We start from the raw sequence: 26,371 nt of genomic DNA, 5'->3' as shown, positions 1-26,371 counted from the left end.
CGTCGCTTCTGTCAGACTGAGCGGCTGAGCTGGAAGCACGGGGCCGGCCGGCCCAGAGTGCGAATGTGCGTATGAGGGGGATCAGGCCGCTTCGCGCTGCAGGTCCTGCACCGTGCGCAGCACCTCGTCCACGTGGCCAGCGACCTTGATGCCGCGCCATTCGCCGCGCAGCACGCCGTCGGGGCCGATCAGGAAGGTCGAGCGCTCGATGCCCTTGACCTTCTTGCCGTACATGATCTTGTTCTTCACCACACCGAACATGTGGCAGAGCTTTTCTTCGGTGTCGGCGATCAACTCGAAGGGCAGATCGAGGTTCTGCTTGAACTTGTCGTGCGAAGCCAGGTTGTCACGCGAGACGCCAAACACCACGGCGCCCGCCTTGGCGAATTCCTTGTGCTTGTCGCGGAACTGCATGGCCTCGGTCGTGCAGCCCGGGGTGTGATCCTTGGGGTAGAAATACAGCACCACGGTCTGACCCTGGAAGGCCTGGGGCGTGAACTTCACGCCGCCAGTGGCGATCGCTTCGAATTCCGGCAACGGTTTGTTGAGGGCGGGTGTCATGTTGTCGTGATCAGCAGCCTGCGTGAATAGCCCACGATTATAAAGTGCTTCGACAAATGCAATCGTCGAAGGGATACCCGCCAAAGAGCGAGCCTCAGACGCGAGGCAGCAGGATGGCCCCCATCACGCGCCGTCCCTCGCCCACGAGGAAGTTGAAGGTGCGGCATGCGGCTGCCGAATCCATGGTCTCGATGCCGATGCGCGCCTCGATCAGCGGGCGCAGCAAAGCAGGTTTCACGAAGCGCAAGCGCGCCCCGCTGCCGAACACCACAAGCTCGGGCCGGGCCTGCGCGATGTGGGCGAAATGCACCTCGGTCAGCGCTTCCCAGCTGGCGGCGTCCCAGGGCAGCACCTCGCCCGTGTGCGGTACCAGCACGGCATGGGGGTGGGCCGTGCCATTGACCGAGATCGAGTCGGCCGTGTAGGCGTGGATGACGTTGACGCCTTCGGCGCGGTCGGGTTGCAGTTTCATGTCGGCATGGGCGCCCCGCACCACCATTGGCGGGGCTGCCGGCTCTGGCGGGGTGTGGTTAAATTCTAGCTTCGCCCCAAATCCCCCCGCTGCCGGAGCCCGTTTTGAAACCGATCGCCAAATCCAGCAAACTCGCCAGTGTCTGTTACGACATCCGTGGGCCCGTGCTGGAAAAGGCGCGGCAGATGGAAGAAGACGGCCACAAGATCATCAAGCTCAACATCGGCAACCTCGCCGTGTTCGGGCTGGAGCCGCCCGACGAGATCGTGCAGGACATGATCCGAAACCTGTCGGGCGCAGCGGGCTACACCGACAGCAAGGGCCTGTTCGCGCCGCGCAAGTCGGTGGTGCACTACTGCCAGGAAAAGGGCATCAAGGGCGTCACGGTCGACGATGTCTACCTGGGTAACGGCGCCTCCGAGCTCATCGTCATGGCCATCAATGCCCTGTGCAACGAGGGCGACGAGGTGCTGCTGCCGGCGCCCGATTACCCGCTGTACACCGCTGCTGTGGCGCTGTCGGGCGGCCGCCCGGTGCACTACATCTGCGACGAGCAACAGGACTGGTATCCCGACATCGCCGACATCCGCGCCAAGATCACGCCGCGCACCAAGGCCATCGTCGTCATCAACCCGAACAACCCGACAGGCGCGCTCTATCCCGAGAGCCTGCTCAAGGAGATCATCGAGGTCGCGCGCGAGCACCAGCTCATCGTGATGGCCGACGAGATCTACGACAAGACGCTGTACGACGGACACACCCACACCTCGATCGCCTCGCTGGCCGACGATGTGCTGTTCCTGACCTTCAACGGCCTGAGCAAGAACTACCGCTCATGCGGCTACCGCGCCGGCTGGATGGTGGTTTCGGGCGAGAAGCGCCACGCGCGGGACTACATCGAGGGGCTCAACATGCTGGCCTCGATGCGCCTGTGCGCCAACACGCCCGGCCAGCTGGCCATTCAGACAGCGCTGGGCGGCTATCAGAGCATCAAGGACCTGGTGCAGCCCGGTGGCCGCCTGTGCAAGCAGCGCGACCTGGCCTACGACATGCTCACCCAGATTCCGGGCGTCAGCGTGGTCAAGCCCAAAGGGGCGTTGTACATGTTCCCGAGGCTGGACCCGAAGCTCTACCCCATTGCCGACGACCAGCAGTTTGCGTACGAACTGCTCGCCGAAGAGAAGGTGTTGATCGTGCAGGGCACGGGCTTCAACTGGGCCCATCCCGACCACTTCCGTCTGGTCTTCCTGCCCAACAGCGACGACCTGACCGACGCGATCAACCGCATTGCGCGCTTCCTGGACGGCTACCGCAAGCGCCACGCCTGAGGCCGCGGCGAACGCTGGCCCTCAACGGGGCACCATGTGGCCGCCACATGACTGCCCCATCACCTGCGATTTGAACCCGCGGGCATCCACAAGGTGCCCGCAGTTGACACGAGACGAGATCATGAGCCAAGAACAACTGCGCCCCGTGCGCGTCGGCCTGCTGGGCATCGGCACCGTCGGCAGCGGCACCTTCACCGTGCTGAAGCGCAACCAGGAAGAAATCCGCCGCCGCGCCGGCCGTGGCATCGAGATCGCCATGGTGGCTGACCTGAATACCGAGCGCGCCAAGGAAGTCGTGGGCGACGCCGCCCAGGTCGTGGCCGACGCCCGCGCCGTGATCGCCAACCCCGATATCGACGTGGTGGTCGAGCTGATCGGAGGCTACGGCATCGCCAAGGCCCTGGTGCTCGAAGCCATCGCTGCCGGCAAGCACGTGGTCACGGCCAACAAGGCGCTGCTGGCCGTGCACGGCACCGAGATCTTTGCCGCCGCCCGCGACAAGGGCGTGATCGTGGCGTTTGAAGCGGCCGTGGCCGGTGGCATCCCCATCATCAAGGCGCTGCGCGAAGGCCTGACGGCCAACCAGGTTCAGTGGGTGGCCGGCATCATCAACGGCACGACCAACTTCATCCTGTCCGAGATGCGCGACAAGGGCCTGGACTTCGACGTGGTGCTGAAAGAAGCCCAGCGCCTGGGCTACGCCGAGGCCGACCCCACCTTCGACATCGAAGGCGTGGACGCCGCGCACAAGGCCACGCTGCTGAGCGCGATCGCCTTCGGCATCCCGGTGCAGTTCGACAAGGCCCACGTGGAAGGCATCACCAAGCTGTCGGCCACCGACATCAAGTACGCCGAGCAACTGGGCTACCGCATCAAGCTGTTGGGCATCGCGCGCCGACGCGACGCAGGCATTGAGCTGCGCACCCACCCGACCCTGGTGCCCATGAAGCGTCTGATCGCCAATGTGGAGGGCGCCATGAATGCCGTGCTGGTGCAGGGCGATGCCGTGGGCACGACCATGTACTACGGCAAGGGGGCCGGCTCCGAGCCCACTGCCTCGGCCGTGGTGGCCGACCTGGTGGACATCGCCCGCCTGATCGACGCCGCGCCCGCTGCACGCGTGCCGTCGCTGGCCTTCCAGCCTGACGCCATGTCGGCGTTGCCCATCCTGCCCCTGGAACAGGTGGTCACCTCGTTCTACCTGCGTCTGCGCGTGGCAGACAAGGCCGGTGTGCTGGCCAAGATCACGGGCATTCTGGCCGACCAAGGCATCAGCATCGACGCGGTCATCCAGCGCGAGGCAGACGAAGTCAGCGAAGGCAGTCAGACTGACCTCATCATCCTGACCCACGACACGACCGAAGGCGGCATGAGCCAGGCCCTCGCGGCCATGCAGGCCTTGCCGACGGTGCTGGCCCCGATCGTGCGCTTGCGCAAAGAGGAACTTGCATGAAGTACATCTCCACGCGTGGCGACCAGAAGCAGCGCGGCTTCTCCGAGATCCTGCTCGAAGGCCTGGCGCCGGATGGTGGGCTGTACCTGCCCGTGTCCTACCCGAAGGTGGACGACGCCACGCTCACCCGGTGGCGTGGCCTGTCGTATGCCGAGCTGGCGTTCGAGATCCTGTCGCTGTACATCGACGACATCCCGGCGGCCGACCTGAAGGCGCTGACCGCCAAGACCTACACCAAGGCGGTGTACGGGTTTGACGAGATCACGCCCCTGAAGCACCTGGAGCCGGGCCTGTGCCTGGAAGCCCTGTCCAACGGCCCAACGCTGGCCTTCAAGGACATGGCCATGCAGTTGCTGGGCAACCTGTTCGAGTACGAACTGGGCCGCCGTGGCGAGCAATTGAACATCCTGGGCGCCACCTCGGGCGACACGGGCAGTGCGGCCGAGTACGCCATGCGTGGCAAGAAGGGCGTGCGCGTGTTCATGTTGTCGCCGCATGGCCGCATGAGCCCCTTCCAGCAGGCCCAGATGTTCAGCCTGCAGGATCCCAACATCCACAACATCGCCGTCGAAGGCGTGTTCGACGACTGCCAGGACATCGTCAAGGCCGTCTCCAACGACCTCGAATTCAAGCGCAAGTACAAGATCGGCACGGTCAACTCGATCAACTGGGCGCGCCTGCTGGCCCAGGTGGTGTACTACTTCGCTGGTTACTTCTACGCCACCAAGTCGAACACCGAGAAGGTGAGCTTCACGGTGCCCTCGGGCAACTTCGGCAACGTCTGCGCCGGCCATGTCGCGCGCATGATGGGCCTGCCGATTGATCAACTGATCGTGGCCACCAACGAGAACAACGTTCTGGACGAGTTCTTCCGCACCGGCACCTACCGTGTGCGCGGCTCGGCCGAAACGTACGAGACCTCGTCGCCGTCGATGGACATCTCCAAGGCGTCGAACTTCGAGCGCTTCGTGTTCGACTTGCTGGGCCGCGATGGCGCCGCCTGCAAGGCCTTGTTCAAGGATGCGGTCGAGAAGGAGGGCGGCTTCCAGTTGCCGGCCGAGACCTTTGCCAAGGTGGGCGGCTATGGCTTTGCCTCGGGCACCAGCACCCACGCCAACCGCCTGGAGACGATCCGCGACACCTTCGAGAAGGACGGCACGCTGATCGACACCCACACGGCCGACGGCCTGAAGGTGGCCAAGGAGCACATGAAGCCCGGCGTCACGATGATCGTGCTCGAGACGGCTCTGCCCGCCAAGTTCGAAGAGACCATCATCGAAGCCACAGGCCAGCGCCCGGCGCGCCCGCACTGGATCCAGGGTCTCGACGGGCTGGAGGCGCTGCCCAAGCGCTTCGTGGTGTGCCCCAACAGCGCGCAGTGGGTGAAGAACTACATTGTTGAGCACTGCGCAAACTGATGGCCGCAGGGCCTGTCTGACGACGTGACACGGGGCCCGCCATGTTGCGGGCCTTTCCATTGCGGTGAGTCAAAGCACATGCGACGCAGAGGCGCGAGCATGCCGAACGATGAGCCACACCACCGATGTACCGTCTGCCCCACCGCGCAGGGATCTGCCACTGGTGTATGCCTGCTCAGGCTGCTCCAACGCGGCATAACTGGCCAACCATGCCGCTGTCCGGCTGGACCGTGAGCATCTCGCCGAAATGTCTTGCATCGCTGGTGTAGGCGGCGATGTGCCGGCGCTGGTGCGGGTGGCCACCGATGCCGCAGCGCGGCATCGGCCCATCCTGGCCATCGACGGGTGCGTCTTGAACTGTGTGAGAAGCGCGCTCGCGCGGCATGGTGTTCAGCCAACGCGGCATCTGGCCTTGGCCGACCTCGGTGTGCGCAAGCGCCAGCACGCGGACTTCGCCCCCGATGAGGCGCAGGCCGTGCTCGTGCACTGCCGCATGCTGGTGCAGGAGCTGATGGCAGCCTCGGGCGACGTGGCCGCCGCGTGAGTCCGGGGCGCGCGCTCAGCCGCGCTCGAACAACACGTTGTTCTCGAGGTGGATGTGGGCCATCAGGTCCTCCTTGAGTGTTTGCAGGCCCAGGTACAGCGCGCGCCAGGTGTTGCATGCGCCGCGGGGCAGGGTGATGCCGTTGGTCAGCGCCTCCAGCTTGGCCAGCTCCTCCCCATGGTGGTCGTGTTCCATGCGCATCATCTGCACAGGGGGCAGTGAGGGGTGGGCCATCTCGCGCTGGTACAGCGGGAACAACACCATCTCTTCCTTCTGCATGTGGCTCTCGAGCTCTTGCTGCATGTTCTCAAGGTGATCGGCCAGGCCCAATGGGCATTCAGGGCGATCGCCATGAACGGCCTCGACGCGGCGCGCCAGGCGGATCAGCTCGGGCAGCTGTTCGCGGTGGCGGGCGTGGTAGCGCGACAGGATGTGGTTCACCAGATCGGGGGTGCGGGCCTCGGTCCAGTCGACCACCTCGTCGCTTCCTTCCTGCAGGGAATCGAGCTGGGCGGCGATCTCCGTGGCGTCAAGGCCGGCTTTGTCGGCCGCCGTGCGCAGCGTCTGCTTGCCGCCGCAGCAGAAGTCGAGATGGTGGGCGTGGAACACGCGGGTGGCGCCAGGGATGGTGCGGGCAAGCAGGCCCAGGGATTCGTCAGCGTAGTTCATGTGGGTACTCGTTCAGTGGGTGAAAGCACCTGTTCCATCGCAAGCGGCGGGCCTGCTTTCTGACTGAATGAAATCAATGACTTACATTCGGAGAGGGTGATTAAAACCTCATCAAACGAGGTGATAATGACCTCATGAGGGTAGAAAAAACCATGATTGACCGCATGCTGCTGACCGATCTCACGGTCAGCCTGCCGCGCGCCGTCCGCCTGCAGCGGCTGGTGAGCCAGCTGAAGCTGGCATTTGCCTGCGATGCGGTGGCGCTGCTGCAGCACGATGGTGAAACCCTGCGCGCTGTGGCCGCCGAGGGTCTTGCGCGAGATGCACTCGGCAGGGCGTTTGTGGTGGGGCAACACCCGCGGCTCTCCACCATCCTGTTGAGCCGTGAGGTGGTGCATTTCGAGCCGGGCAGCACTTTGCCCGACCCCTACGACGGGCTGGTGGACGCGATGGTGGGCGCGCCGTTGCCTGTACACGACTGCATGGGGGCGCCGGTGGTGGTCGACGGGCGGTGCTGGGGCGTGTTGACGCTGGACGCGCTCACACCCGGGCGTTTCGACGCGGCGGCGCGACAGGCGTTGCAGCAGTGTCAGCCGCTGGTGGCGGCCGCCGTGCGCATGGGCCTGCTCGAGCAGGAGGTGCAGGCGTTGCAGCGCGCGCACGCCATGCCGCGCGACGACGCCCCCGGCGTGGCGGCACAAGGGCCGACGCTGATCGGTCGCAGCCCCGCCATGCAGCGCGTGCTGCACGAGATCGATGTGGTCGCCCAGTCGGATCTGCCTGTGCTGCTCACGGGCGAAACAGGGGTGGGCAAGGACCTGTTTGCGCGCCGTGTTCATGAACGTTCGGCGCGCGCCAAGGGGCCGATGGTGCATGTCAACTGCGCGGCCTTGCCCGAGTCGCTCGCCGAGAGTGAGCTGTTCGGCCACGTGCGCGGCGCGTTTTCGGGGGCGACCTCCGACCGGCCCGGGCGCATCGAGGCCGCCCGTGGTGGCACCGTGTTTCTGGACGAGGTGGGCGAGCTGCCCTTGAGCATTCAGGCCAAGCTGTTGCGCACCCTGCAGAACGGCGAGGTGCAGCGGCTGGGGGCGGACAAGCCCATCAAGGTCGATGTGCGCGTGGTGGCCGCGACCAACCGCGGGCTGCGCGACGCGGTCGCAACGGGCACCTTCCGTGCCGACCTGTATCACCGGCTGTCGGTCTACCCGGTCGAGGTGCCGCCGCTGCGCGACCGTGGCGACGACGTGCTGTTGCTGGCCGGTCACTTTCTGGAGGTGAACCGGGCCCGCCTGGGCTTGCGCAGCCTGAGGCTGGACGCGGGCGGGGAGGCCGCCTTGCTGCGATACGCGTGGCCGGGCAATGTGCGTGAGCTGGAGCATGTCATCGGCCGGGCGGCCCTCAAGCTGCTCAGTCGGGGCGTGAGCCGCGCCGACATCGCCACGCTGTCTGCGGAGCTGATGGACCTGAGCGCGTTGCCCGGCGACGTTCCCCGCGGCCAAGATCGTCGCGCGGATGCCGTGCAGCCGGATGCGGGGGGCGAGCCGATCGGTGCGGGCACGCTCCGCGAGCAGGTGGATCAGGTGCAGCGCCACATCATCGAGCGCTGTTTGCGGGCCAGCGAGGGCAACTGGGCCGTGGCGGCACGCCGGCTGGGGGTCGACCCGAGCAACCTGCACAAGCTGGCGCACAGGTTGGGGCTCAAGTGACACGCGGTGACGCGATGCATTGACGACCGTCAAAACCCTGCTGGCGCGAGGTCAGAACACTAGACTTGGTGTCTGGCGCTGGTGCTGGACGCTACCTATGGTGTCCAGCTATGAATCAACCTGCTGAGCAAAGCATCCCGAACCCAGGAGCCGAGGCAACCGCGCCGGTGGCCGTGATCAAACGCGACGGCCGTGCCGAACCCTACCGCATCGACCGCATCGTGCGCGCCATCCAGGCGGCGGGCGAGGCCACCACCACCTTCGGTACCGACGAGGCGCAGCAGCTGGCCGAGGTGGCGCAGGCCCGCCTGGCACAGCGCGTGCCGACGGTCGAGCAGATCCAGGATGTGGTCGAGCAGGTCCTGCTGGACGCCGGCCACACGCCGGCGGCACGGGCGTACATCGTCTACCGTGAGCAGCACCGCGCCTTGCGCGAGGACCGGCGCACCGCCGTCGATGTGGAACGCTCGGTCAACGAGTACCTGCACCGCCAGGACTGGCGCATCCATGCCAACGCCAACCAGGGTTACTCGCTGGGCGGCCTGATCCTGAATGTCTCGGGCAAGGTGATCGCCAACTACTGGCTTAGCCATGTGTACCCGCCCGAGGTCGGCGTGGCCCACCGCGAGGCCGACGTGCACATCCACGACCTCGACATGCTGTCGGGTTACTGCGCTGGCTGGTCGCTGCGCACGCTGCTGCATGAGGGCCTCAACGGCGTGCCTGGCAAGGTCGAGGCCGGCCCGCCCAAGCACCTGTCATCGGCTGTCGGGCAGATCGTCAACTTTCTGGGCACGCTGCAGAACGAGTGGGCCGGGGCACAGGCGTTCAGCTCGTTCGACACCTACCTGGCGCCTTACATCCGCAAGGATGGACTGAGCTACGAGCAGGTGCGCCAGTGCTTGCAGGAGCTGATTTACAACCTCAACGTGCCTTCGCGCTGGGGCACGCAGACGCCGTTCACCAACCTGACCTTTGACTGGGTCTGCCCGGAAGACCTGCGCGAGCAGGTGCCCGTGATCGGGGGTGTCGAGCAGCCGTTTGCCTACGGCGACCTGCAGGCCGAGATGGACATGATCAACCGCGCCTACATCGACGTGATGATGACGGGCGATGCCAAGGGCCGGGCGTTCACCTTCCCCATTCCGACCTACAACATCACGAAGGACTTCGACTGGGATCATCCCAACACCGATGCCCTGTTCGAGATGACGGCCAAGTACGGCCTGCCTTACTTCCAGAACTTCGTGAACTCGGAGCTGCAGCCGCACATGATCCGCTCGATGTGCTGCCGTTTGCAGCTGGATCTGCGCGAGCTGCTCAAGCGGGGCAACGGTCTGTTCGGCTCGGCCGAGCAGACGGGCTCGCTGGGCGTGGTGACGCTGAACTGCGCGCGCCTGGGGTACCTGCATGCGGGCGACGAGGCCGCCTTGCTGGCGCGAACCGATCACCTGATGAACCTGGCCTGCCAGAGCCTGGAGATCAAGCGCAAGGTGATCCAGGGCCACATGGATGCCGGCCTGTTTCCGTACACCAAGCGCTACCTGGGTACGTTGCGCAACCACTTCTCGACCATTGGCGTGAACGGCATCAACGAGATGATCCGCAACTTCACCGATGATCTGGAAGACATCACCACCCCGTGGGGCGTGGCCTTCGCCCTGCGCTATCTGGACCACATCCGCGCGCGCATCACCGAGATGCAGGAGCGTACGGGCCACCTGTACAACCTCGAGGCGACCCCGGCCGAAGGCACGACCTATCGCTTTGCCAAGGAAGACCGGGCCCGCTTTCCCGGCATCTTGCAGGCAGGGACCGACCACGAGCCGTACTACACCAACTCGTCGCAGCTGCCGGCCGGTTTCTGCGACGACCCGTTCGACGCACTGGCCCGTCAGGAGCCGCTGCAGATGAAGTACACCGGCGGCACGGTGCTGCACCTGTACCTGGGTGAGCGGGTGTCGTCGATCCAGGCGTGCAAGAACCTGGTCCGACGCGCGCTGGGTCGGTTCCGCCTGCCTTACATCACCGTCACGCCGACGTTCTCGATCTGCCCGACGCACGGCTACCTGGCCGGCGAGCACGCGTTCTGTCCGCGCTGCGACGAAGAAGCGCTGGCCCGCCGTGCGGCGCCAGCGCAGCCGCGAACCCCTCTTCCCAACCCCGCCTGAAGGAGGCAATATGACGCACCTGAACCACACACCCGACGCGCCCCATCCCGTGCTGGCCGAAGACGAGCGCCAGCGCTGCGAGATCTGGACCCGGGTCATGGGCTATCACCGCCCGGTGGCATCGTTCAATGTCGGCAAGAAGGGCGAGTTCCATGAGCGACGCTATTTCATTGAGCCAGAACGCGCCACCGCAGACTGTTGCCCCGGCTGACGCGATGCCGCCCGCCCCCGCGGACGCATTGGACGTGGGGGGCTTCGTGCCGATGAGTACGGTGGACTGGCCAGACCGTCTGGCCGCCGTCGTGTTCGTGCAGGGCTGCCCATGGCGATGCCACTATTGCCACAACCCCGGCTTGCAGCCCCGATGCGCGCATCCCGCACACGGGTGGGCGCGCGTCCTTGAGACGCTGCAGGCGCGGCAGGGCTTGCTCGACGGGGTGGTGTTCTCCGGAGGAGAGCCGACGCTGGACCGCGCCCTCATTCCGGCCATCCGGCAGGTCAGGGTGATGGGCTTTGAGGTGGGTTTGCACACCGCGGGCCTTTATCCCGAGCGGCTGGCTGAATGCCTGCCGCTCGTCGACTGGGTCGCGCTGGATGTCAAGACCGACTTCGATGACTACAAGGCCATCACGGCCGTGCCGCGCAGCGGCGACCCTGTACGGGCCTGTCTGGATCTGGTGCTGGCCAGCGGCAAGCCGCACGAGCTGCGCACGACCTGGCATCCCGACCTGATCAGCGACACCATGCTGATGCGACTGGCGCGGCGACTCAAGGCTGCGGGTGCACGGCGCTGGGTGCTGCAGTCTTACCGCGCCACCCCCTCGACGGAAGCGAGTCTGGGCACGGGGGTGCGAACGCCACCGGATGAGCTCGTGGACCGTTTGCGGCGCACAGGACTGGATCTGATGGTGCGTTAGAAGCGAACAAATCGAGCGTACCAAGACCGAGTTCAGGCCGTCCATGGGACGGCCTGTTTCGTTTTGCAGCCTTGTTTGCGCCGCGCAAGAAATGCCATTTGATTGCATATGGCAATCTGGCTTGGGCGATTGAACCTGCGTCAAATCCGCGGATGACGGATGCGCCGCGATTCCCGCTCAATCATGGGGGCGTTGCGGCAATCGGTTCTCTCGTTTGATGACGCGCAAAGTCAGATCGATCGGCCCGCCAACAATGCGTTCATGCCTGAAACACGGACCACGCACAAAACGCTGCGTGGCCACCGACAAGGAGAACGCCATGATGAAGCCGCTGACCGCCATGCTGGGCCGCTACAAGGGATTCATTCTGGGGGCGGGCGTGTCGGCGCTGGCCGTGTCCGCGGCTTGGGGCACGTGGGCGGTGCTCGGCAGTGGTAGCTCGACGCACCAGGTGTTCAAGGCCAATGGCCGGCTGGAAGTGCAGCGCGTCGAGATCGCCACCAAGTTCCCTGGCAAGGTGGTGACCGTCGAGGTGCACGAGGGCCAGAGCATCAAGGCGGGCGACGTGATTGCCCGCATGGATACCACCGATCTGGAGGGGCAGCTCGCGGGCGTGCAGGCCATGCGTCAGCGTGCGATGCAGGCCATGGGGCGCGCACAAGGCGAGGTGCAGGTGCAGTCCATCAAGGCCCGTGTGGCCCAGCTGGATTTGGACAACGCCCAGGGCATGCACGCAGAGGGGCTGATCTCGACGTCCGAGCTGCAAAAGCGCCAGGCGCAGCGCGACGGCGAGCGGGCCGGCATCTCGATCGCCACCTCGGCCGTCGGTGAAGCGCGCGCCGCCAAGGAGGAGGCCGAAGCCGGCATCCTGCGCCTGAACCAGGCGATCGCCGACCACACGCTGCGCGCCCCCATGGATGGGCGCATCGAGCACCGGGTGGTGGAGCCCAGTTCGGTCATTCCTGCAGGCGGCCGCATCGCGACGCTGCTGGACGTCACCCAGGTTCACATGACCATTTTCGTGCCGTCTGCGGTGGCGGGCCAGTTGCGCATCGGTGACGAGGCGCGCATCGTGCTCGATGCCGTGCCCGATCTGCCGCTGCCAGCACGCGTGGCGTTCGTGGCCTCGGACGCGCAGTTCACACCCAAGCACGTCGAAACCCAGAAAGAGCGCGACAAGCTCAGCTACCGCGTCAAGCTCGCCCTGCCGGAAGAGGTGGCGTTGCAGCACGCGGCGCTGCTCAAGGGCGGACTGACCGGGATCGGCATGCTGCGCACCGGTGGCGCGTCGACCCAGGGCGCGCCGGCGTCGCAGTCGAGCTGGTCCACCGGTCGCGACGCCTTCTTCGCGCTCAAGTAAGCGGAGCGCCCCATGCCGTACGCGGTGCAGATCGACGCAGTGAGCCACCGCTACGGCGCGGTGCGGGCGCTGGACGAGGTCAGCCTGGCTTTGCCGCAGGGCCGCACCATCGGGCTGGTGGGCCCGGACGGTGTGGGCAAATCGACCTTGCTGGCCCTGATTGCCGGTGTCAAGCGCATCCAGACGGGCCGTGTCACCGTGCTCGGGACCGACATGGCACAGGCCGAGGCGCGCCAGGCACTTTTGCCACGTGTGGCCTTCATGCCCCAGGGCCTGGGCCGCGCCCTGTACCGCTCGCTGTCGGTGTACGACAACATCGACTTTGCGGCTCGCTTGTTCGGCGTGGCCGAGGCCGAGCGCGATGCCCGCATCTGCAGCCTGCTCGTGGCCACCGGGCTCGATCCGTTTCCCGACCGGCCGGCCGGCAAGCTGTCGGGCGGCATGAAGCAGAAGGTCGCGCTGTGCAGCGCCCTGGTGCACAACCCCGATCTGCTCATCCTCGACGAACCCACGACCGGGGTGGACCCGCTGTCGCGCCGGCAGTTCTGGGCGCTGGTCGAGGGGCTGCGCATGCAGCGCCCGCACATGACCGTGCTGGTGGCCACGGCCTACATGGAAGAGGCCGAGCGTTTCGAGCACCTGATTGCCATGGCCGATGGCAAGGTGCTGGTCAATGCGCCCACCGTCGAGGTGATGATGCAGACCGGCGCGGCCACGCTGGAAGACGCCTATGTGAAGCTGGCAGGTCAGGGTGATGGCGAGCCGCTCGTCATCCCACCTTTGCCCCGGCGGGACGGCCCCCCCGCGATGGAGGCCACGGGCCTGACGCGCCGTTTCGGCGACTTCACGGCAGTGCAGGACGTGAACTTCCGCATCGAGCAGGGCGAGATCTTCGGCTTCCTGGGCTCCAACGGCTGCGGCAAGACCACGACGATGAAGATGCTCACCGGCCTGCTGGACATCACCGAAGGGCAGGCCAGCCTGCTGGGGCGGCCGGTCAATGCGGGTGACCTGGCGAACCGGCTCAACATCGGCTACATGTCGCAGGCCTTCTCGCTGTATGAAGAGCTGTCGGTGCGCCAGAACCTGGTGCTGCATGCCCGGCTGTACCGTATGGACCCGCGCACGGCCGATGCCGACATCGCCCGCGCGCTCGAGGTGTTCGAGCTGACCCGCCATGCCGACAAGGCGCCGGCCGATCTGTCGCTGGGCATACGTCAGGGCCTGCAACTGGCCGCGGCCTGCCTGCACAAGCCCGCCGTGCTGATTCTGGACGAGCCCACCTCGGGCGTGGACCCGGCTGCGCGCGACATGTTCTGGCGCCACCTGATCCGGCTGTCGCGCAAGGAGGGCGTCACACTGTTCGTGTCGACCCACTTCATGAACGAGGCGCAGCGCTGCGACCGCATCTCGCTGATGCACCACGGCCGTGTGCTCGCCGTGGGGGCGCCCCAGGCGCTGTGCGAGCAGCAGGGCTGTGAAACGCTCGAGCAGGCCTTCATCGACTACCTGGAGGCCGATGCCGCGCTGACCCATGTCCCCAAGCCGGACAGCACCCACGACCCGCTGGACGCACCAGCGGCGGGGCCGTTGCCGGATGCGGCCGATGCCATCGGTCCCAACGGGCTGGCGGCCTGGTGGGCCCGGATGTGGGCCTTCGCGCGGCGCGAGGCCATGGAGCTGCGCCACGACACCATCCGCCTGACCTTTGCGTTTCTGGGGCCGCTGATCCTGCTGTGCGCCGGCACCTGGGGCCTCAGCTTCGATGTGGACCGCATTGCCTACACGGTGCTGGATCGCGACCAGAGCAGCGAAAGCCGAGGCCTGATCGCCCACTTCGATGGCTCGACGTACTTCGATCGGCAGGCCCCGCTGCACAGCGCCGACGAGATCGACCCCACCTTGAAAAGCGGCCACACCTGGCTGGTCATCGACATTCCGCCGGGCTTTGGGCGGGATCTGGTCGGCATGCGGCAACCCGAGGTGGCCTTCTATGTCGACGGGGCCGATCTGGTACGCGCCAACCACATCGCCAACAGCGCCCGCGCCGTGGCGCTCGCCCATGCGCTGGCCTATGTCAAGGCCATCCCGGGGGCCGAGATCCCGGCGCTGCCGGTGCGCACCGAGCCCCGCCTGTCGTTCAACCAGGACTACCGCAGCATCCACACCTTCGCCCCCGGCGTGCTGATGCTGGCCATGACGCTGGTGCCCGCCATGCTGACAGCGCTGGGCGTGGTGCGCGAGAAAGAGATGGGCACCATCACCAACCTGTACTCGGCGCCGGGGGCCATCAGCGAGTTCCTGGTGGGCAAGCAGCTGCCCTACATCGCGCTGACCTTCATGAGCTTTGTCACTCTGCTGCTCATCCTGGGCGGGGTGTTCGGTGTGTGGGTGCAAGGCAGCGTGCTCGGTCTGGCCATGGGCGCCCTGGCCTATGCGGTGGCCATCACGGGCATGGGCATGCTGGTGTCGTCCTTCGTGCAGACCCAGGTGGCGGCGCAGTTCCTCACGGCCATCGTCTGCGTGATCATCACCACCAGCTTCGCGGGGCTGCTCAGCCCTACCTCGACGCTGGAAGGGGTGAACTGGGTGCTGGCACAGCTGTTTCCCGCCTCGTGGTTCCAGCAGATCAGCCTGGGCACGATCACCAAGGGCTGGCCGCTGTCGTGGCCCGCGCTGTGGCAGGCCAGTGCCGTGCTGATGGGCTTTGGTGTGCTGTACGTCGCCCTGGCCCGTTCCCTCGTGCGCAAACAGGAGCGTTGACATGGGCTTGTGGTTCTACAACGTCTGGCACCTGGGGCTCAAGGAGCTGCGCTGCGTGATGAAGGACGTCACCATGATGGCGGCCATTCTGGTGTCCTTCACCGTGGCGGTGTATGTGGTGGCGGTGGGCACCAAGACGGACGTCAACCATGTGGGCGTGGGCGTCATCGACCGCGACCAGTCTTCGCTGTCGGTTCGCCTGCGCGACGCCATCCGCCCGCCGCTGTTCCAGTCGCCGGTGATGGTCGATGAGGACGAGGCCATGCGCGGCCTCGAGTCGGGGCGCTTCCTTTTCGTGGTCGACATCCCAGCCCACTTCGAGGCCGACGTCCATGGCTACCGCTCACCGGCAGTGCAGATCCACATGGATGCCACCGCCATGGCGCAGGGCAGGCTGGGCAATGCCTACCTTGACGAGATCATCCTGCGCGAGACGCTGGCCCATCTGCGGGTCGATGGTCTGGACAGCCGGCTGCCGACACGGCCTGTGGTGCATGTGCTGTTCAACCCCAACCACACCTCGTCGTGGTTCACCTCGGTGATGCAACTCATCAACAACGTCACCGTGCTGTCGGTGGTGCTGGTGGGGGCGGCGGTGATCCGCGAGCGCGAGCGCGGCACGATCGAGCACCTGCTGGTCATGCCCGTGCGGCCCAGCGAGATCGCGATGGCCAAGATCCTGGCCAATGGGCTGGTCATCCTGCTGGCGGTGGGTCTGTCGCTGCAGCTCGCGGTGCAGGGTCTGCTGGCCGTGCCGCCTGCAGGCTCGGCCACGCTGTTTCTGACGGGCACGGCGCTGTACCTGTTCTCGTTGACGGCGCTGGGTATCCTGCTGGCCACCATGGCGTCGTCGATGCCGCAGTTCGGCCTGCTGGCTGTGCCGGTCTTCGTGATCATGTACCTGCTGTCGGGCTCGGCCACGCCGCGAGAGAACATGCCGCTGTGGCTGCAGTACCTGATGCTGCTGTCGCCCTCGACCCATTACACCCTGCTGGCCCAGGGCGTGCTCTACCGGGGTGCCGGGCTGGGCATCGTCTGGCAGCAGATGCTGACCATGCTGCTGATCGGCGGCGGGTTTCTGGGCGTGGCCCTGCTGCGCTTTCGCGTGATGCTGACGCGCCAGGGCTGAGGCCCCGCGTGCGCACCGACTGGTCCTTTCCCTGGAGAGCCTGTGATGTTCCTGCCTTCCCTTGCGCGCCGTCCGCGGCCTCATCTGCTGTCCCGGGTGGCCCTGGCTGCGGCGCTGCTCGCCTTGGGCGGCTGCACCACCATCCAGGTCGAGGTGCCCCCTGTCAGCTTCTCGGTGCCCGGCCAGTTCGATGCGGTGGGCGAGCCGACTTCGGGTGACCCGGCCGTCGACATCTCGCGCTGGTGGAAAGGCTTTGGCGACCCGGCGCTCAGCGAGCTCATCGAAGCAGGGTTGCGGCACAACGCCGACGTGCGCATCGCGCTGGCGCGCCTGGCCGAGGCGCGGGCCTACCTCGACGTGGCCGATTCCACACGCAAGCCGATGGTGGATGCCGGGGCGAGCGTCTCGCGCGGCAAGCAGGATCCCAGCACCCCCAGCGCGGCTGGCCTGGTGCTGCCCGGGCCGGTGCCCATCCCCATTCCCATCCAGACGGGTGACCTGCCCTCGGCCAACATCCCCTGGGGCAACGCCCGTGCGCACGGCCTGGCCATGGCCTGGGAGTTCGATGTGTTCGGCGGCCTGCGCGCCCAGTCGGACATGGTGGCCAGCCTGGTGCTGGGCGCCCAGGAGCAGGTCCATGGTGCGCGCCTGCTGGTGGCCGGCGACATCGCGTCCAACTACATCGAGGCCCGCGCTGCCATGCAGCGCATGGCCTTGCTGGACGAGGCCATCGGCGTGGCGACCCGACTCAGAGCCTATGCACAGGGCCGCTTCAACGCCGGGCAGGCGACGGCCTCGGATGTGGATCGTGCCGAGATCGAGTTGCTGCACGCGCAGTCGAAGCGCGAGCCGCTTCAGGCGCTGCTGCACCGCCACCTCAAGCGCCTGGCCGTGCTGACGGGGCGCACGCCCCAGTCCATTCAGGTGCTGCCATTGAGTTCGGTGACGCTGACTGCGCCGCCGTTGCCGCACCGCCTGCCCGGGCAGGTGCTCGAACGGCGGCCCGACGTGCGCGGCGCGGCCTACAAGCTGCGCGCGCAGGCCAGCAAGCTCGGGGCGGCCAAGGCCGAGCTGTTCCCGAAGTTCTACCTGGGGCTCAGCACCGTGATCGGCCGCGCCTACCCCGACGATGCGGACAGCGGGGGCTTCTCGATGCAGCGCATCGGCGTTGGCATGCGGCTGCCGATCTTCCATGGTGGGCGCATCCGCGCGAACATCGCCGTGCAGTCGGCCCAGCTCGACGGCCTGGCGGTCGAGTACGAAAAGGCGATCCTCTCGGCGCTCGAGGACGTCGAGAACGCCTATGTGGCCAAGAAGGCATTCGACAGCCAGCATCGCCATCTGGTCCGGACAGCCGAGCTGGCCCGACGCGTGGCCAACCAGCGCGAGGCGCTGTTCATGCGGGGTCAGGATCTGCTGCAGCCGGCGCTGGAGGCGCGTGCGAAGGCCTTCGAGCGCGAAGACGAGCGTGTGCGCGCCGACGCGGATCACCTGCTGTACACCGTGCAGCTGTACAAGGCCCTGGGCGGGGGCTGGCGTGCGGAAGAGCCCGAGGTGCAGGCGGCCAAGGAGCGTGTGAGTGCCTTGCCCTCGTCGGACGAGGTCAATGGTCTGTGAGTTGATGCGTCGCAAAGCCCTCCTGACAACAGGTGCCTAGAGTCGCGGTGCTGTTCGACATTGCAAGCGCCTTGCACATGACCTGTCTGCCCAAACCCGAGCTGGTGTGCCCAGCCGGATCGCCCCGCGCCTTTGACAAGGCCCTGAAAGCTGGCGCCGATGCCATCTACCTGGGCCTGCGCGACCCGACCAATGCCCGCAACTTTGCCGGCCTGAACTTCACGCCCCACGAGGTGCGCGACGCGGTCACGCGGGCCCATCGCCACGGACGCAAGGTGCTGATGGCGCTGAACACCTTTGCCCACGCCGTGGACCCAACACCGTGGTTCAAGGCCGTGGACGCGGCCGCCGCAGCCGGCGTCGATGCGCTGATCGCGGCCGATGCGGCCGTGCTGGCCTATGCCTGTCGGGTGCACCCGCAGATGCGACGCCATCTGTCGGTGCAGGCCTCGGCCACCAACCACGAGGCCATCGCGCTGTACCACGAGCGCTACGGCATCCAGCGCGCCGTGCTGCCCCGGGTGCTCACCTTGTCCCAGGTGGCCCATGTGGTGCGCCACACGCCGGTCGAGATCGAGGTGTTCGGCTTCGGCAGCCTGTGCGTGATGGTGGAAGGGCGCTGCGCCCTGTCGTCCTACGCCACGGGCTGTTCGCCTAACAATGCCGGGGTGTGCTCGCCCGCCGAGGCGGTGCGGTGGGACGACGCGGGCGGGGTCGTGAACGCGCGGCTCGGTGGCGTGCTGATCGACCGCTATGCCCCCGACGAGCCGCGCGCCTACCCCACGCTGTGCAAGGGCCGATTCGATGTGCAAGGCCAGGTGGCCCACGCACTGGAAGAGCCGACCAGCCTCAACACCCTCGATGTGCTGCCCGACCTGTGGCGCGCAGGGGTGCGCGCGATCAAGATCGAGGGCCGGCAGCGCAGCGCGGCTTACATCGAGCAGGTGACGCGGGTGTGGCGCCAGGCGCTGGATCGCCTCACGCCCACCGATGCGCCCTGGCAACCCAGCCCGCAGTGGCACGACACGCTGGCCCGCCTGTCCGAGGGGCGGCAGACCACGCTGGGCGCACTGAGCCGCCCCTGGCAATGACCGCCGCTGCAGGCGGCCGCATGCAACCATGACATTCGAACTGACAGTCGGGCCGGTGCAGTACCACTGGCCACGAGAGACCTTGCTGCGCTTCTATGCCGACCTAGCGGACGCCCCCGTCGAGCAGGTGGTATTGGGCGAGGTGGTGTGCTCGCGCCGGCGCGACCTCAAGCCAACCGACTGGCTGGCGCTTGCCCGCGAGCTCCAGCAGGCCGGCAAGCGCGTGTGGCTCGGTACGCTGGCCTTGATCGAAACCGAGGCCGAGCTTCGGGCCGTGCGCGGCCTGGTCGACGAGGGCGATGTGGGGATCGAGGCCAACGATGCGGCCGCCGTGCACCTGGCGTGGCGGGCGGGGCGGCCCTGGCGCATCGGCCTGCACGTGAACGTCTACAGTGCTCCCGCCCTGGCCGAGTACATCGAAATGGGTGCGGTCGCCTGGGTGCCGCCCGTGGAGCTGGACATCGACGCGATTGGCCGCATCGCGCAGGGTGCGCCGGCCGGCATCGACACCGAGGTGTGGGCGTTCGGCCGCCTGCCGTTGGCCTTGTCTGCGCGCTGTTTCACGGCCCGGCACCATGGCGTCCAGAAGGACCATTGCGGCTTCATCTGCCAGAACGACCCCGATGGCCTGACCATGCAGTCTCAAGAGGGACAGGCCTTCCTGTCCATCAACGGCATCCAGACCCAGTCGGCCGCGATGCAGTGCTGGCTGGGCCATCTGCCGGCGCTCGCGGCGGCGGGCGTGCGCAGCTTGCGGCTGTCGCCCTGTTCACGCGGTTTTGCGGATGTGATCCGCCTGCACCACGACGTGCTCGCCGGCAACTGCACCGCTGCCGACGCGCTCGACGCCCTGCAGGCGATGCCGTTGCCCGGGCCGCTGGCCGATGGCTACGCACACCGCCGCACCCCTGGCCTTCAATGGAGTCTGAACGCATGATCCGCCCCAGCGCATCCTTCTGGCACGCCCTGGCGCGTTGCGAGCCGCTCGTGCGCCGTCTGCCCATGTGGCCGGCTGCGGCGGTACTGGCCCGCGCCCTGACCGAGCGATGGTGGCCCCTGGTGGCACCCGACGTGCGCCGCGAACTGGTGGGCGGCACGGTCGAGGTCGTGGTGACCGATCTGGGTGTGCGCGTGCGTTTGCACGCGACCGCGCGGGGCATTGAAGCCGCAGGCGGTGCGGGTGGTTACACGGTGCGCATCCAGGCGCAGGCGCGCCACTTTCTGGCGATGATGCAAGGCGACGAGGACCCCGACACCCTGTTCTTCGACCGCCGGCTTGTCATGGAAGGCGACACCGCCTACGGGCTGCTGCTCAAGAACACACTCGATGCCCTGGGCCCCGTGGACTGGCGTCCGTGGCGTGCGCCTGCGCGTGCCTCAGGTCTTCCATGACCACCGGATGAGCCGGCTGGCCCACAAGGCCATCAGCAGCCCCCAGCCCCACAGCGCCACGCTGAGCGTGAAGCCCACGTGGGGCCCGCTCAACAGACTGGCGAGCAGGCGCAGCGCCACCACCGGCTGCAGCGCGAGAAAGCTCCACCACAGCCAGCGGTCGGCCACAACAGGTTGCCCGCCATGTGTGCAGCTCACCCGGGTCACCATGGCCAGCATCAGCGAGCCCATGGCGCCCAGCGCAAGGGCGTGGTGGGCGGGGTGTGGGTTACCCAGAACGGTGGCCACCAGCGCCAGACCCATCCAGAAGCAGCCGAGCGCCAGCATGGCTAGCATGCGCTGACGCAGGTTCTGAACCCGGGGCCAGCGCAGGGCCATGACCATCAGCGCGCCGCCAGCCATCAGCGCGGCGAGATCACGTGCCGGTTTCAGCGGAAGGTCGTGGGTGGACGGGACCTGACCCGACAGCCCGCCCCATCCATGTCCCCACGCCGCGAATGCAGCGTGCAGCCACAAGGCGGGCAGCACCAGCGCGAGCAGCCAGGCCGGATGACGCGCATCCAGGCGCGGCCAGGGCGACATCGAAAGGTAGGACACCATGCGGTGCAGCGCGGTCAGGAACACCGGCGCCAGACATCCCCAGAGCAACAGGGCGGTGCCGGCCCGCCAGGCGCTCCCAGGCGCCGAGCTCCTCATGCCTGTCGCCGTCGTCAGGCCGAGACAGTCGGCCAGCACGAGCGATACGCCCAGCGCCCCCACCAGCCAGGCGATCAGGATCAGGCAGGCATGCAGCCGATCCGTCGCACGGCTTTGCCGCATTGCCTCGCCCTGCAGCCAGGCAAGGTGCAGCCAGGCCGCCAGCACCACGCCCAGCCCTGCGGCGGCCAGCCAGGGGCCGCGCGCGCTGGCCAGCATCACCCCCCACCAGCCCGCCGCCAGCCCCCACAGGGGCCAGACGAGTGACCGCATGGGCGAGGGGCGAACGTGTAGCCAGCGGGGCAGGGTGGTGAACTGAAACCCGGCGATGAACAGCGGCATGAAGGCGCCACCGAACAAGAGCCCGTGCCACGCGGTGAGGGGCACCAACGCCGGGGTTGCGGTGTGGAGCCAGCCCCCGAATGCAAGGCCCCACCAGAGGGCCACCAGCACCAGATTGATGCTGCCCAGCGTGAAGGCCAGGCGGTGTGGCGCAGCGTGAATGCGGCGCCAGCGGGTCATTCGCAGGCCGCGAGCCGCTCCGGGTGGAGGATGCGGATGGTGCGCTGCTGCATTTCGATGAGGCCGGTGTCCTGCAGTTCACGCAGGATGCGCGAGAAGTGCTCGGGCGTGATCGACAGAAAGGATGCCACGGTGCCTTTGCTCACAGGCAAGGCCACCACGATGGCCTCGTCATCGTCGCCGCATGCAGGCTGACAGGCCGCAAGTGCGGGTTGCCGCAGCAGGAAGCCGCAGACCCGCTGCCGAGCCGTGCGCAACGTGGTGGATTCGATCTCGCACATCATCCGCCGCAGGTGGCTGGTGACGTCATCCAGCAGGCGCTGGGCGAGACCGACATCGGTGCTCAGCGTCGTGCGCAACACCGACCGGGGCACGAGCAGCACCACGGACGGGCTCAGCGTCCGCGCATGGTGGGCATGGTGGGCGCTGCCGGTCAGTTGCGTGCCCGGCAGGTTCTGGCCGCGGCCGACGATGTCGATCACTTTCTCGTGGCCGCTGCCGTCGCTGGCGTACACCTTGACCATCCCATCGAGCACCACGTGCAGCCCCTCGCAGTGCGCCCCGGCCTCGAAGACTGTCTGGCCTCTGGACAAGGTCAGGATCCTGCTTTGCCGAAGCAGGTGCGCCATCACGTAAGGGTCCAGGCCGGAGAACACCGGGTTCTCGCGCAGCCGGGCTGCCATGCGTTCAAGGGTGAAGGGCATTGCGGTCTCCAGAGGAAGGATCGGGTCAGTCTGGTGGCAGGCTGCCCCCATGGTTTTGACACGTCACAAACATCGGTGCGCGGTTCGTCACTGCAGCAGTGGTGAGGTGGCTGCGTCGATGTCCGCCCCTTCCACGCCGTGTTGCGCCGCCAGCAGCGTGCACGCCTGCCGCACGGCGGTGGCAAAAGCTTGTTGCCGCAAGGTCTGTGCAACCGCCTCGCGCACCTGCTCGAATGCCTGAGGCTGGCCTGGCTGGCGCGTCAGCACCTCCACCACGTGCAGGCCGAAACGGCTGTGCACCAGCCTGGGCAGCACACCCGTGTGCGCCTGGGTGTCATCCTGGCCAAACAGGGCCTGCGCAAACTCGGGCGCGCAGTCGTGTGCGTCCAGCCAGCCCAGGTCGCCGCCTTGCTGCCCAGTCGGGCAATTGGACTGGGCCTGGGCATGCTCGGCGAAGCGCTCCGGTTCGGCGCGCACCGCGATGAGCACCTGCTCGGCGCGGCTGCGCAGGGCCTGGATGTCCACCCCTTCGGTGACGGCGAAGAGAATGTGCCGGGCCTGGATGCGCTCGCCCCGCGCGTAACGAGATGCATGCGCCGCGTGGTAACGGCGGCAGGCCTGCTCGTCCGGTTCGGGCACCACAATGTGGGCATCGAGCCAGCGGTCGATCGCATCGGCGGCGGCTTCACTGACCACGCCGTCGACGGGAGCCGGATCGCCCTCCGGTAGCAAGCCGTCTTCAAGGGCGGCCAGGCGCAGCAACGCCACGCTCGCCATTTGTCGGCGTTCGGTTTCGCTGAGCAGCGCAGCTTGGGCATGGAGCACGTCGGGGCCGACGCGCAGCAGGGATGCCGTGTTGATCTCAGACATGGTGGTTCCTTTCAAGCGCATCAACGGCGCAGGCCGGCACGGCGGCTGCGGACGATCTGCCAGGGGCGCAAGACGTAGCCCGCCGAGGCAAAGCCGCTCCACACGTGCACCAGTCGGGTGAAGGGGAAGATGATGAACAGCGTCATGCCGGCCACCATGTGGACCTTGAACACGGTCGACACGTCGGTGATCATGGCTGCTGCATCGCCGCGGAAGGTTACGATGTGCTGGGCCCAGGCCATGAGCTTGAGCATGACTTCGCCATCGCGGTGCTCGAGCGACAACGGCACGGTGGACAGACCCAGCAGCAGGGTGCCGAGTATCCAGAACAGCACGATGAAGTCGCGTGGCTTGCTGGTGGCCCGCACGCGCTCGTTGCCGATGCGACGTGCAATCAACAGCAGCAGGCCCACCAGACACACGGTACCCAGGATGCCGCCGGCCACGACCGCGAGCATCTGCTTCTGGCCTGCGTCGATGCCGATCGCATGCACGAGGTCAGCCGGCGTCAGCATGCCGAAGAAGTGACCGAAGAACAGGCCGATGATGCCAAGGTGGAACAGGTTGGAGCCTGCGCGCAGCATGCCGGTGGACAGCATCTGACTGGACTCACTGCGCCAGGTGTACTGGTCGCGGTCGAACCGCACCAGGCTACCCAGCAGGAAGACCACCATGGCGATGTAGGGATAGATCCCGAAGAAGAACTGATGTGTGAGGCTCATCTCATGCTCCTCGTTGTGGCGCAGGGCGGGCCGTGCGCACGATGTGGATGGGTTGGGGCTGGTCGGGGCGCTGCTGGCCACGGCTGGTGCAGCCGCCGAAGGCGTCGGGCTCGGCCCAGGCGTCGTCGAGCGCTTCGTCCTCGGGCACTTCGGTGGGCTCGATGGCGTGTGCCATCAGCTCCAGCACCGCAGCGGGCACGTGTGCGTACAGGCTGCGCCGTTTGAGCAGGGCCGCATACAGCGCGTTGAGGATGTGGGCGAATTCGCCCGTGAAGCCCCGCGCGGCGTCGGCCGCCAGCGTGGAGGCAAACTCCAGCACCAGCGGCAGGTAGTCGGGCAGCTCGCCTCCGTTGTCGGGGTTGAGCCGCAGGCCGGCCTGCTCGTAGGTCTGGATGAGGTCGACCATGGCCTGACCTCGATCACGGGAGTCACCGTGCACATGCTCGAACAGGTGCAGCGACGTGGCGCGTCCGCGGTCGAACAGATCGACATAGTCGGACTCGACCTCGTACGCATCTGCTGCGGCCAGTTGCGAAACCAGGCGGGTCAGGCCGGCCTTGCGCGTCTCGCTCAGGCCAGGCTCCTCGCGGAGCGCGCCCAGCAGATCAACCAGATGCGCGCGCAGCGCCGCGTTGGGGTAGGCCAGCAGGCGCGCCAGAACGCGCAAGCTACGGCCGTGTGCCACGTCCTGGTCGGACGAATGGGTGGATGTCAGCACGCGGCTCATGATCACAGCTCCGACTTGATGGGGATGGTGCGCTTCTTGGGCGAACCGAACAGGCTGGTCTCGGTGTGTCCGTCGGAGCAACCGTTGCCGAACGAGAAGCCGCAGCCTCCCTTCATGTCGAAGGCGTCTTCCGCGTACTCGCGGTGCGCCGACGGGATCACGAAGCGGTCCTCGTAGTTGGCAATCGCCATGATCTGGTACATGTCTTCCACCAGATCCGGCGTCAGGCCTACCTGGTCGATCGCCTTCCTGTTGGGCTGGCCATCGACGTGCTTGCCGCGCATGTAGGCCCGCATGGCCAGCATGCGTTCCAGCGCGCGCGACACCGGGGCCACGTCGCCGGCCGTCATCAGGTTGGCCAGGTACTTCAGCGGGATGCGCAGCTGGTTCACGTCCGGGATCTCGCCGTTGGTGCCGACATGACCAGAGTGGGCAGCGGCCTGGATGGGCGAGAGCGGCGGGATGTACCAGACCATGGGCAGCGTGCGGTACTCGGGGTGCAGCGGCAGGGCCACCTTCCAGTCCACAGCCATCTTGTAGACGGGGCTGTTGCGGGCGGCGGTCAGCCAGGCTTCGGGCACGCCGTCGGCACGGGCCTGTTCGATCACCTTCGGATCGTTGGGATCCAGGAAGATGTCAAGCTGGGCCTGGTACAGGTCGCGGTCATGCTCGGTGCTGGCGGCTTGCTCGATGCGGTCGGCGTCGTACAGCAGCACGCCCAGGTAGCGGATGCGGCCCACGCAGGTCTCCGAACACACCGTGGGCTGGCCGGCTTCGATGCGGGGGTAGCAGAAGATGCACTTCTCGGCCTTGCCCGACTGCCAGTTGTAATAGATCTTCTTGTACGGGCAGCCCGACACGCACATGCGCCAGCCGCGGCACTTGTCCTGGTCGATCAGCACGATGCCGTCTTCCTCGCGCTTGTAGATCGAGCCCGAGGGGCACGAGGCCACGCACGCCGGGTTCAGGCAGTGCTCGCACAGGCGCGGCAAGTACATCATGAAGGTCTGTTCGAACTGACCGTAGATGTCCTTCTGGATGTCTTCGAAGTTGGCATCCTTGCTGCGCTTGCTGAACTCGCCGCCCAGGATTTCTTCCCAGTTCGGGCCCCACTCGATCTTCTCCATGCGCTGGCCGGTGATCAGGCTGCGCGGGCGGGCGGTGGGGGCGGCCTTGGTCTTCGGGGCCGATTGCAGATGGTCGTAGTCGAACGTGAAGGGCTCGTAGTAGTCGTCGATCTGCGGCAGGTTGGGGTTGGCGAAGATCTTCATGAGCAAGCTGAGCTTGCCGCCCTGACGGGGCTGGATCGAGCCGTCGGGCTTGCGGATCCAGCCACCCTTCCACTTCTCTTGGTTTTCCCATTCCTTGGGGTAGCCGATACCGGGCTTGGTCTCGACGTTGTTGAACCAGGCGTACTCGACGCCGGGACGGCTGGTCCAGACGTTCTTGCAGGTGACCGAACAGGTGTGGCAACCGATGCACTTGTCCAGGTTCAGCACCATGCCGATCTGTGCGCGTACTTTCATGACATGTTCTCCT

Annotated in this window: 23 protein-coding genes and 1 pseudogene; 15 read left to right on the top strand and 9 right to left on the bottom strand. The window is 66.8% G+C overall.

Going from position 1 to position 26,371, the window contains the following annotated elements; all coding sequences use genetic code 11:
* Positions 1–81: 81 nt before the first annotated feature.
* On the bottom strand, positions 82–561 hold the full coding sequence (locus tag GTZ97_RS12035; protein WP_161650881.1) for a peroxiredoxin: 480 nt from the start codon (positions 559–561) through the stop codon (positions 82–84).
* A gap of 94 nt (positions 562–655) precedes the next feature.
* Positions 656–1,033 (bottom strand): Mth938-like domain-containing protein, encoded by a 378-nt coding sequence (locus GTZ97_RS12030; protein ID WP_161650880.1) that lies wholly within the window; start codon positions 1,031–1,033, stop codon positions 656–658.
* Positions 1,034–1,137: 104 nt separating this feature from the next.
* On the opposite strand from GTZ97_RS12030, the gene GTZ97_RS12025 reads away from it, so the two are divergent.
* The 4 genes and pseudogenes from GTZ97_RS12025 to GTZ97_RS12010 all read left to right on the top strand — a co-directional run bounded on the left by GTZ97_RS12025 (position 1,138) and on the right by GTZ97_RS12010 (position 5,776).
* Positions 1,138–2,361, top strand: a complete 1,224-nt coding sequence (locus GTZ97_RS12025; RefSeq protein WP_161650879.1) for a pyridoxal phosphate-dependent aminotransferase — start codon at positions 1,138–1,140, stop codon at positions 2,359–2,361.
* A gap of 136 nt (positions 2,362–2,497) precedes the next feature.
* Positions 2,498–3,814, top strand: coding sequence for a homoserine dehydrogenase (locus GTZ97_RS12020; RefSeq protein ID WP_161650945.1), 1,317 nt, complete (start codon positions 2,498–2,500; stop codon positions 3,812–3,814).
* On the top strand, positions 3,811–5,232 hold the full coding sequence (thrC, locus tag GTZ97_RS12015) for a threonine synthase (protein WP_161650878.1): 1,422 nt from the start codon (positions 3,811–3,813) through the stop codon (positions 5,230–5,232). Before GTZ97_RS12020 ends, thrC begins: the two co-directional genes overlap by 4 nt.
* A 109-nt stretch (positions 5,233–5,341) precedes the next feature.
* Positions 5,342–5,776, top strand: a pseudogene (locus GTZ97_RS12010) (putative zinc-binding protein).
* A gap of 15 nt (positions 5,777–5,791) precedes the next feature.
* Here GTZ97_RS12010 and ytfE read toward each other — a convergent pair.
* Complete coding sequence (ytfE, locus tag GTZ97_RS12005; RefSeq protein ID WP_161650877.1) at positions 5,792–6,445, bottom strand: iron-sulfur cluster repair protein YtfE; 654 nt, start codon at positions 6,443–6,445, stop codon at positions 5,792–5,794.
* 134 nt (positions 6,446–6,579) lie between these two features.
* On the opposite strand from ytfE, the gene norR reads away from it, so the two are divergent.
* The 11 genes from norR to ubiT all read left to right on the top strand — a co-directional run bounded on the left by norR (position 6,580) and on the right by ubiT (position 20,591).
* Positions 6,580–8,151 carry a nitric oxide reductase transcriptional regulator NorR gene (gene norR / locus GTZ97_RS12000; protein WP_236651179.1) on the top strand — a complete coding sequence of 524 codons (1,572 nt, stop codon included), beginning with the start codon at positions 6,580–6,582 and terminating at the stop codon, positions 8,149–8,151.
* A gap of 110 nt (positions 8,152–8,261) precedes the next feature.
* A complete protein-coding gene (locus GTZ97_RS11995) occupies positions 8,262–10,322 on the top strand; it encodes a ribonucleoside triphosphate reductase (protein WP_161650876.1) in 2,061 nt (686 codons plus the stop codon).
* A gap of 10 nt (positions 10,323–10,332) precedes the next feature.
* Entirely contained in the window at positions 10,333–10,533 is a 201-nt protein-coding gene (nrdD, locus tag GTZ97_RS16890; protein WP_161650875.1) for an anaerobic ribonucleoside-triphosphate reductase, read from the top strand.
* Between the two features lie 4 nt (positions 10,534–10,537).
* The gene (locus GTZ97_RS11985; protein ID WP_161650943.1) at positions 10,538–11,239 is read left to right on the top strand and encodes an anaerobic ribonucleoside-triphosphate reductase activating protein; all 702 of its coding nucleotides are present in this window, start codon (positions 10,538–10,540) and stop codon (positions 11,237–11,239) included.
* A gap of 319 nt (positions 11,240–11,558) precedes the next feature.
* Positions 11,559–12,599 (top strand): HlyD family secretion protein, encoded by a 1,041-nt coding sequence (locus tag GTZ97_RS11980; protein WP_161650874.1) that lies wholly within the window; start codon positions 11,559–11,561, stop codon positions 12,597–12,599.
* A gap of 12 nt (positions 12,600–12,611) precedes the next feature.
* Entirely contained in the window at positions 12,612–15,362 is a 2,751-nt protein-coding gene (rbbA, locus tag GTZ97_RS11975) for a ribosome-associated ATPase/putative transporter RbbA (RefSeq protein ID WP_161650873.1), read from the top strand.
* A 1-nt stretch (position 15,363) separates the two neighbouring features.
* Complete coding sequence (locus GTZ97_RS11970) at positions 15,364–16,491, top strand: ABC transporter permease (RefSeq protein ID WP_161650872.1); 1,128 nt, start codon at positions 15,364–15,366, stop codon at positions 16,489–16,491.
* A 45-nt stretch (positions 16,492–16,536) separates the two neighbouring features.
* Positions 16,537–18,108 (top strand): TolC family protein, encoded by a 1,572-nt coding sequence (locus GTZ97_RS11965; RefSeq protein WP_161650871.1) that lies wholly within the window; start codon positions 16,537–16,539, stop codon positions 18,106–18,108.
* Positions 18,109–18,185: 77 nt separating this feature from the next.
* Positions 18,186–19,199 (top strand): ubiquinone anaerobic biosynthesis protein UbiU, encoded by a 1,014-nt coding sequence (gene ubiU, locus GTZ97_RS11960; RefSeq protein WP_161650870.1) that lies wholly within the window; start codon positions 18,186–18,188, stop codon positions 19,197–19,199.
* A gap of 28 nt (positions 19,200–19,227) precedes the next feature.
* Positions 19,228–20,136, top strand: a complete 909-nt coding sequence (gene ubiV, locus GTZ97_RS11955) for a ubiquinone anaerobic biosynthesis protein UbiV (RefSeq protein WP_161650869.1) — start codon at positions 19,228–19,230, stop codon at positions 20,134–20,136.
* Positions 20,133–20,591 (top strand): ubiquinone anaerobic biosynthesis accessory factor UbiT, encoded by a 459-nt coding sequence (gene ubiT / locus GTZ97_RS16755; RefSeq protein ID WP_201748270.1) that lies wholly within the window; start codon positions 20,133–20,135, stop codon positions 20,589–20,591. Before ubiV ends, ubiT begins: the two co-directional genes overlap by 4 nt.
* On the opposite strand, the gene GTZ97_RS11945 is transcribed toward ubiT, so the two are convergent.
* The 6 genes from GTZ97_RS11945 to narH all read right to left on the bottom strand — a co-directional run bounded on the left by GTZ97_RS11945 (position 20,577) and on the right by narH (position 26,358).
* Positions 20,577–21,809: an NnrS family protein gene (locus GTZ97_RS11945; RefSeq protein ID WP_161650868.1), complete on the bottom strand. Its 1,233-nt coding sequence runs from the start codon at positions 21,807–21,809 to the stop codon at positions 20,577–20,579. The genes ubiT and GTZ97_RS11945 overlap by 15 nt on opposite strands.
* A complete protein-coding gene (locus GTZ97_RS11940) occupies positions 21,806–22,513 on the bottom strand; it encodes a Crp/Fnr family transcriptional regulator (RefSeq protein WP_161650867.1) in 708 nt (235 codons plus the stop codon). Before GTZ97_RS11940 ends, GTZ97_RS11945 begins: the two co-directional genes overlap by 4 nt.
* A gap of 87 nt (positions 22,514–22,600) precedes the next feature.
* Complete coding sequence (locus GTZ97_RS11935; protein ID WP_161650866.1) at positions 22,601–23,383, bottom strand: peptidylprolyl isomerase; 783 nt, start codon at positions 23,381–23,383, stop codon at positions 22,601–22,603.
* A 20-nt stretch (positions 23,384–23,403) separates the two neighbouring features.
* Positions 23,404–24,105, bottom strand: a complete 702-nt coding sequence (narI, locus tag GTZ97_RS11930) for a respiratory nitrate reductase subunit gamma (protein ID WP_161650865.1) — start codon at positions 24,103–24,105, stop codon at positions 23,404–23,406.
* 1 nt (position 24,106) lies between these two features.
* Entirely contained in the window at positions 24,107–24,832 is a 726-nt protein-coding gene (gene narJ, locus GTZ97_RS11925; RefSeq protein ID WP_161650864.1) for a nitrate reductase molybdenum cofactor assembly chaperone, read from the bottom strand.
* A gap of 2 nt (positions 24,833–24,834) precedes the next feature.
* A complete protein-coding gene (gene narH / locus GTZ97_RS11920; protein WP_161650863.1) occupies positions 24,835–26,358 on the bottom strand; it encodes a nitrate reductase subunit beta in 1,524 nt (507 codons plus the stop codon).
* Between the last annotated feature and the right edge of the window lie 13 nt (positions 26,359–26,371).

It is taken from the genome of Aquabacterium fontiphilum, from assembly GCF_009909205.1.
Taxonomy (GTDB): domain Bacteria; phylum Pseudomonadota; class Gammaproteobacteria; order Burkholderiales; family Burkholderiaceae_C; genus Aquabacterium; species Aquabacterium fontiphilum.
This window is presented reverse-complemented; position numbering and strand designations above follow the sequence as displayed.

Excerpts from the sequence above, each read along its gene's own strand:
- GTZ97_RS11970 (WP_161650872.1), top strand. The coding sequence starts at position 15,364 with ATGGGCTTGTGGTTCTACAACGTCTGGCACCTGGGGCTCAAGGAGCTG.
- GTZ97_RS11945 (WP_161650868.1), bottom strand. The coding sequence starts at position 21,809 with ATGACCCGCTGGCGCCGCATTCACGCTGCGCCACACCGCCTGGCCTTC.
- GTZ97_RS11995 (WP_161650876.1), top strand. The coding sequence starts at position 8,262 with ATGAATCAACCTGCTGAGCAAAGCATCCCGAACCCAGGAGCCGAGGCA.
- GTZ97_RS11935 (WP_161650866.1), bottom strand. The coding sequence starts at position 23,383 with ATGTCTGAGATCAACACGGCATCCCTGCTGCGCGTCGGCCCCGACGTG.
- GTZ97_RS12035 (WP_161650881.1), bottom strand. The coding sequence starts at position 561 with ATGACACCCGCCCTCAACAAACCGTTGCCGGAATTCGAAGCGATCGCC.
- GTZ97_RS11980 (WP_161650874.1), top strand. The coding sequence starts at position 11,559 with ATGATGAAGCCGCTGACCGCCATGCTGGGCCGCTACAAGGGATTCATT.
- narI (WP_161650865.1), bottom strand. The coding sequence starts at position 24,105 with ATGAGCCTCACACATCAGTTCTTCTTCGGGATCTATCCCTACATCGCC.
- GTZ97_RS12030 (WP_161650880.1), bottom strand. The coding sequence starts at position 1,033 with ATGAAACTGCAACCCGACCGCGCCGAAGGCGTCAACGTCATCCACGCC.
- narH (WP_161650863.1), bottom strand. The coding sequence starts at position 26,358 with ATGAAAGTACGCGCACAGATCGGCATGGTGCTGAACCTGGACAAGTGC.
- ubiU (WP_161650870.1), top strand. The coding sequence starts at position 18,186 with ATGACCTGTCTGCCCAAACCCGAGCTGGTGTGCCCAGCCGGATCGCCC.
- GTZ97_RS11985 (WP_161650943.1), top strand. The coding sequence starts at position 10,538 with ATGCCGCCCGCCCCCGCGGACGCATTGGACGTGGGGGGCTTCGTGCCG.
- nrdD (WP_161650875.1), top strand. The coding sequence starts at position 10,333 with ATGACGCACCTGAACCACACACCCGACGCGCCCCATCCCGTGCTGGCC.
- ytfE (WP_161650877.1), bottom strand. The coding sequence starts at position 6,445 with ATGAACTACGCTGACGAATCCCTGGGCCTGCTTGCCCGCACCATCCCT.
- rbbA (WP_161650873.1), top strand. The coding sequence starts at position 12,612 with ATGCCGTACGCGGTGCAGATCGACGCAGTGAGCCACCGCTACGGCGCG.
- narJ (WP_161650864.1), bottom strand. The coding sequence starts at position 24,832 with ATGAGCCGCGTGCTGACATCCACCCATTCGTCCGACCAGGACGTGGCA.
- thrC (WP_161650878.1), top strand. The coding sequence starts at position 3,811 with ATGAAGTACATCTCCACGCGTGGCGACCAGAAGCAGCGCGGCTTCTCC.
- ubiT (WP_201748270.1), top strand. The coding sequence starts at position 20,133 with ATGATCCGCCCCAGCGCATCCTTCTGGCACGCCCTGGCGCGTTGCGAG.
- GTZ97_RS11940 (WP_161650867.1), bottom strand. The coding sequence starts at position 22,513 with ATGCCCTTCACCCTTGAACGCATGGCAGCCCGGCTGCGCGAGAACCCG.
- ubiV (WP_161650869.1), top strand. The coding sequence starts at position 19,228 with ATGACATTCGAACTGACAGTCGGGCCGGTGCAGTACCACTGGCCACGA.
- GTZ97_RS11965 (WP_161650871.1), top strand. The coding sequence starts at position 16,537 with ATGTTCCTGCCTTCCCTTGCGCGCCGTCCGCGGCCTCATCTGCTGTCC.
- norR (WP_236651179.1), top strand. The coding sequence starts at position 6,580 with ATGAGGGTAGAAAAAACCATGATTGACCGCATGCTGCTGACCGATCTC.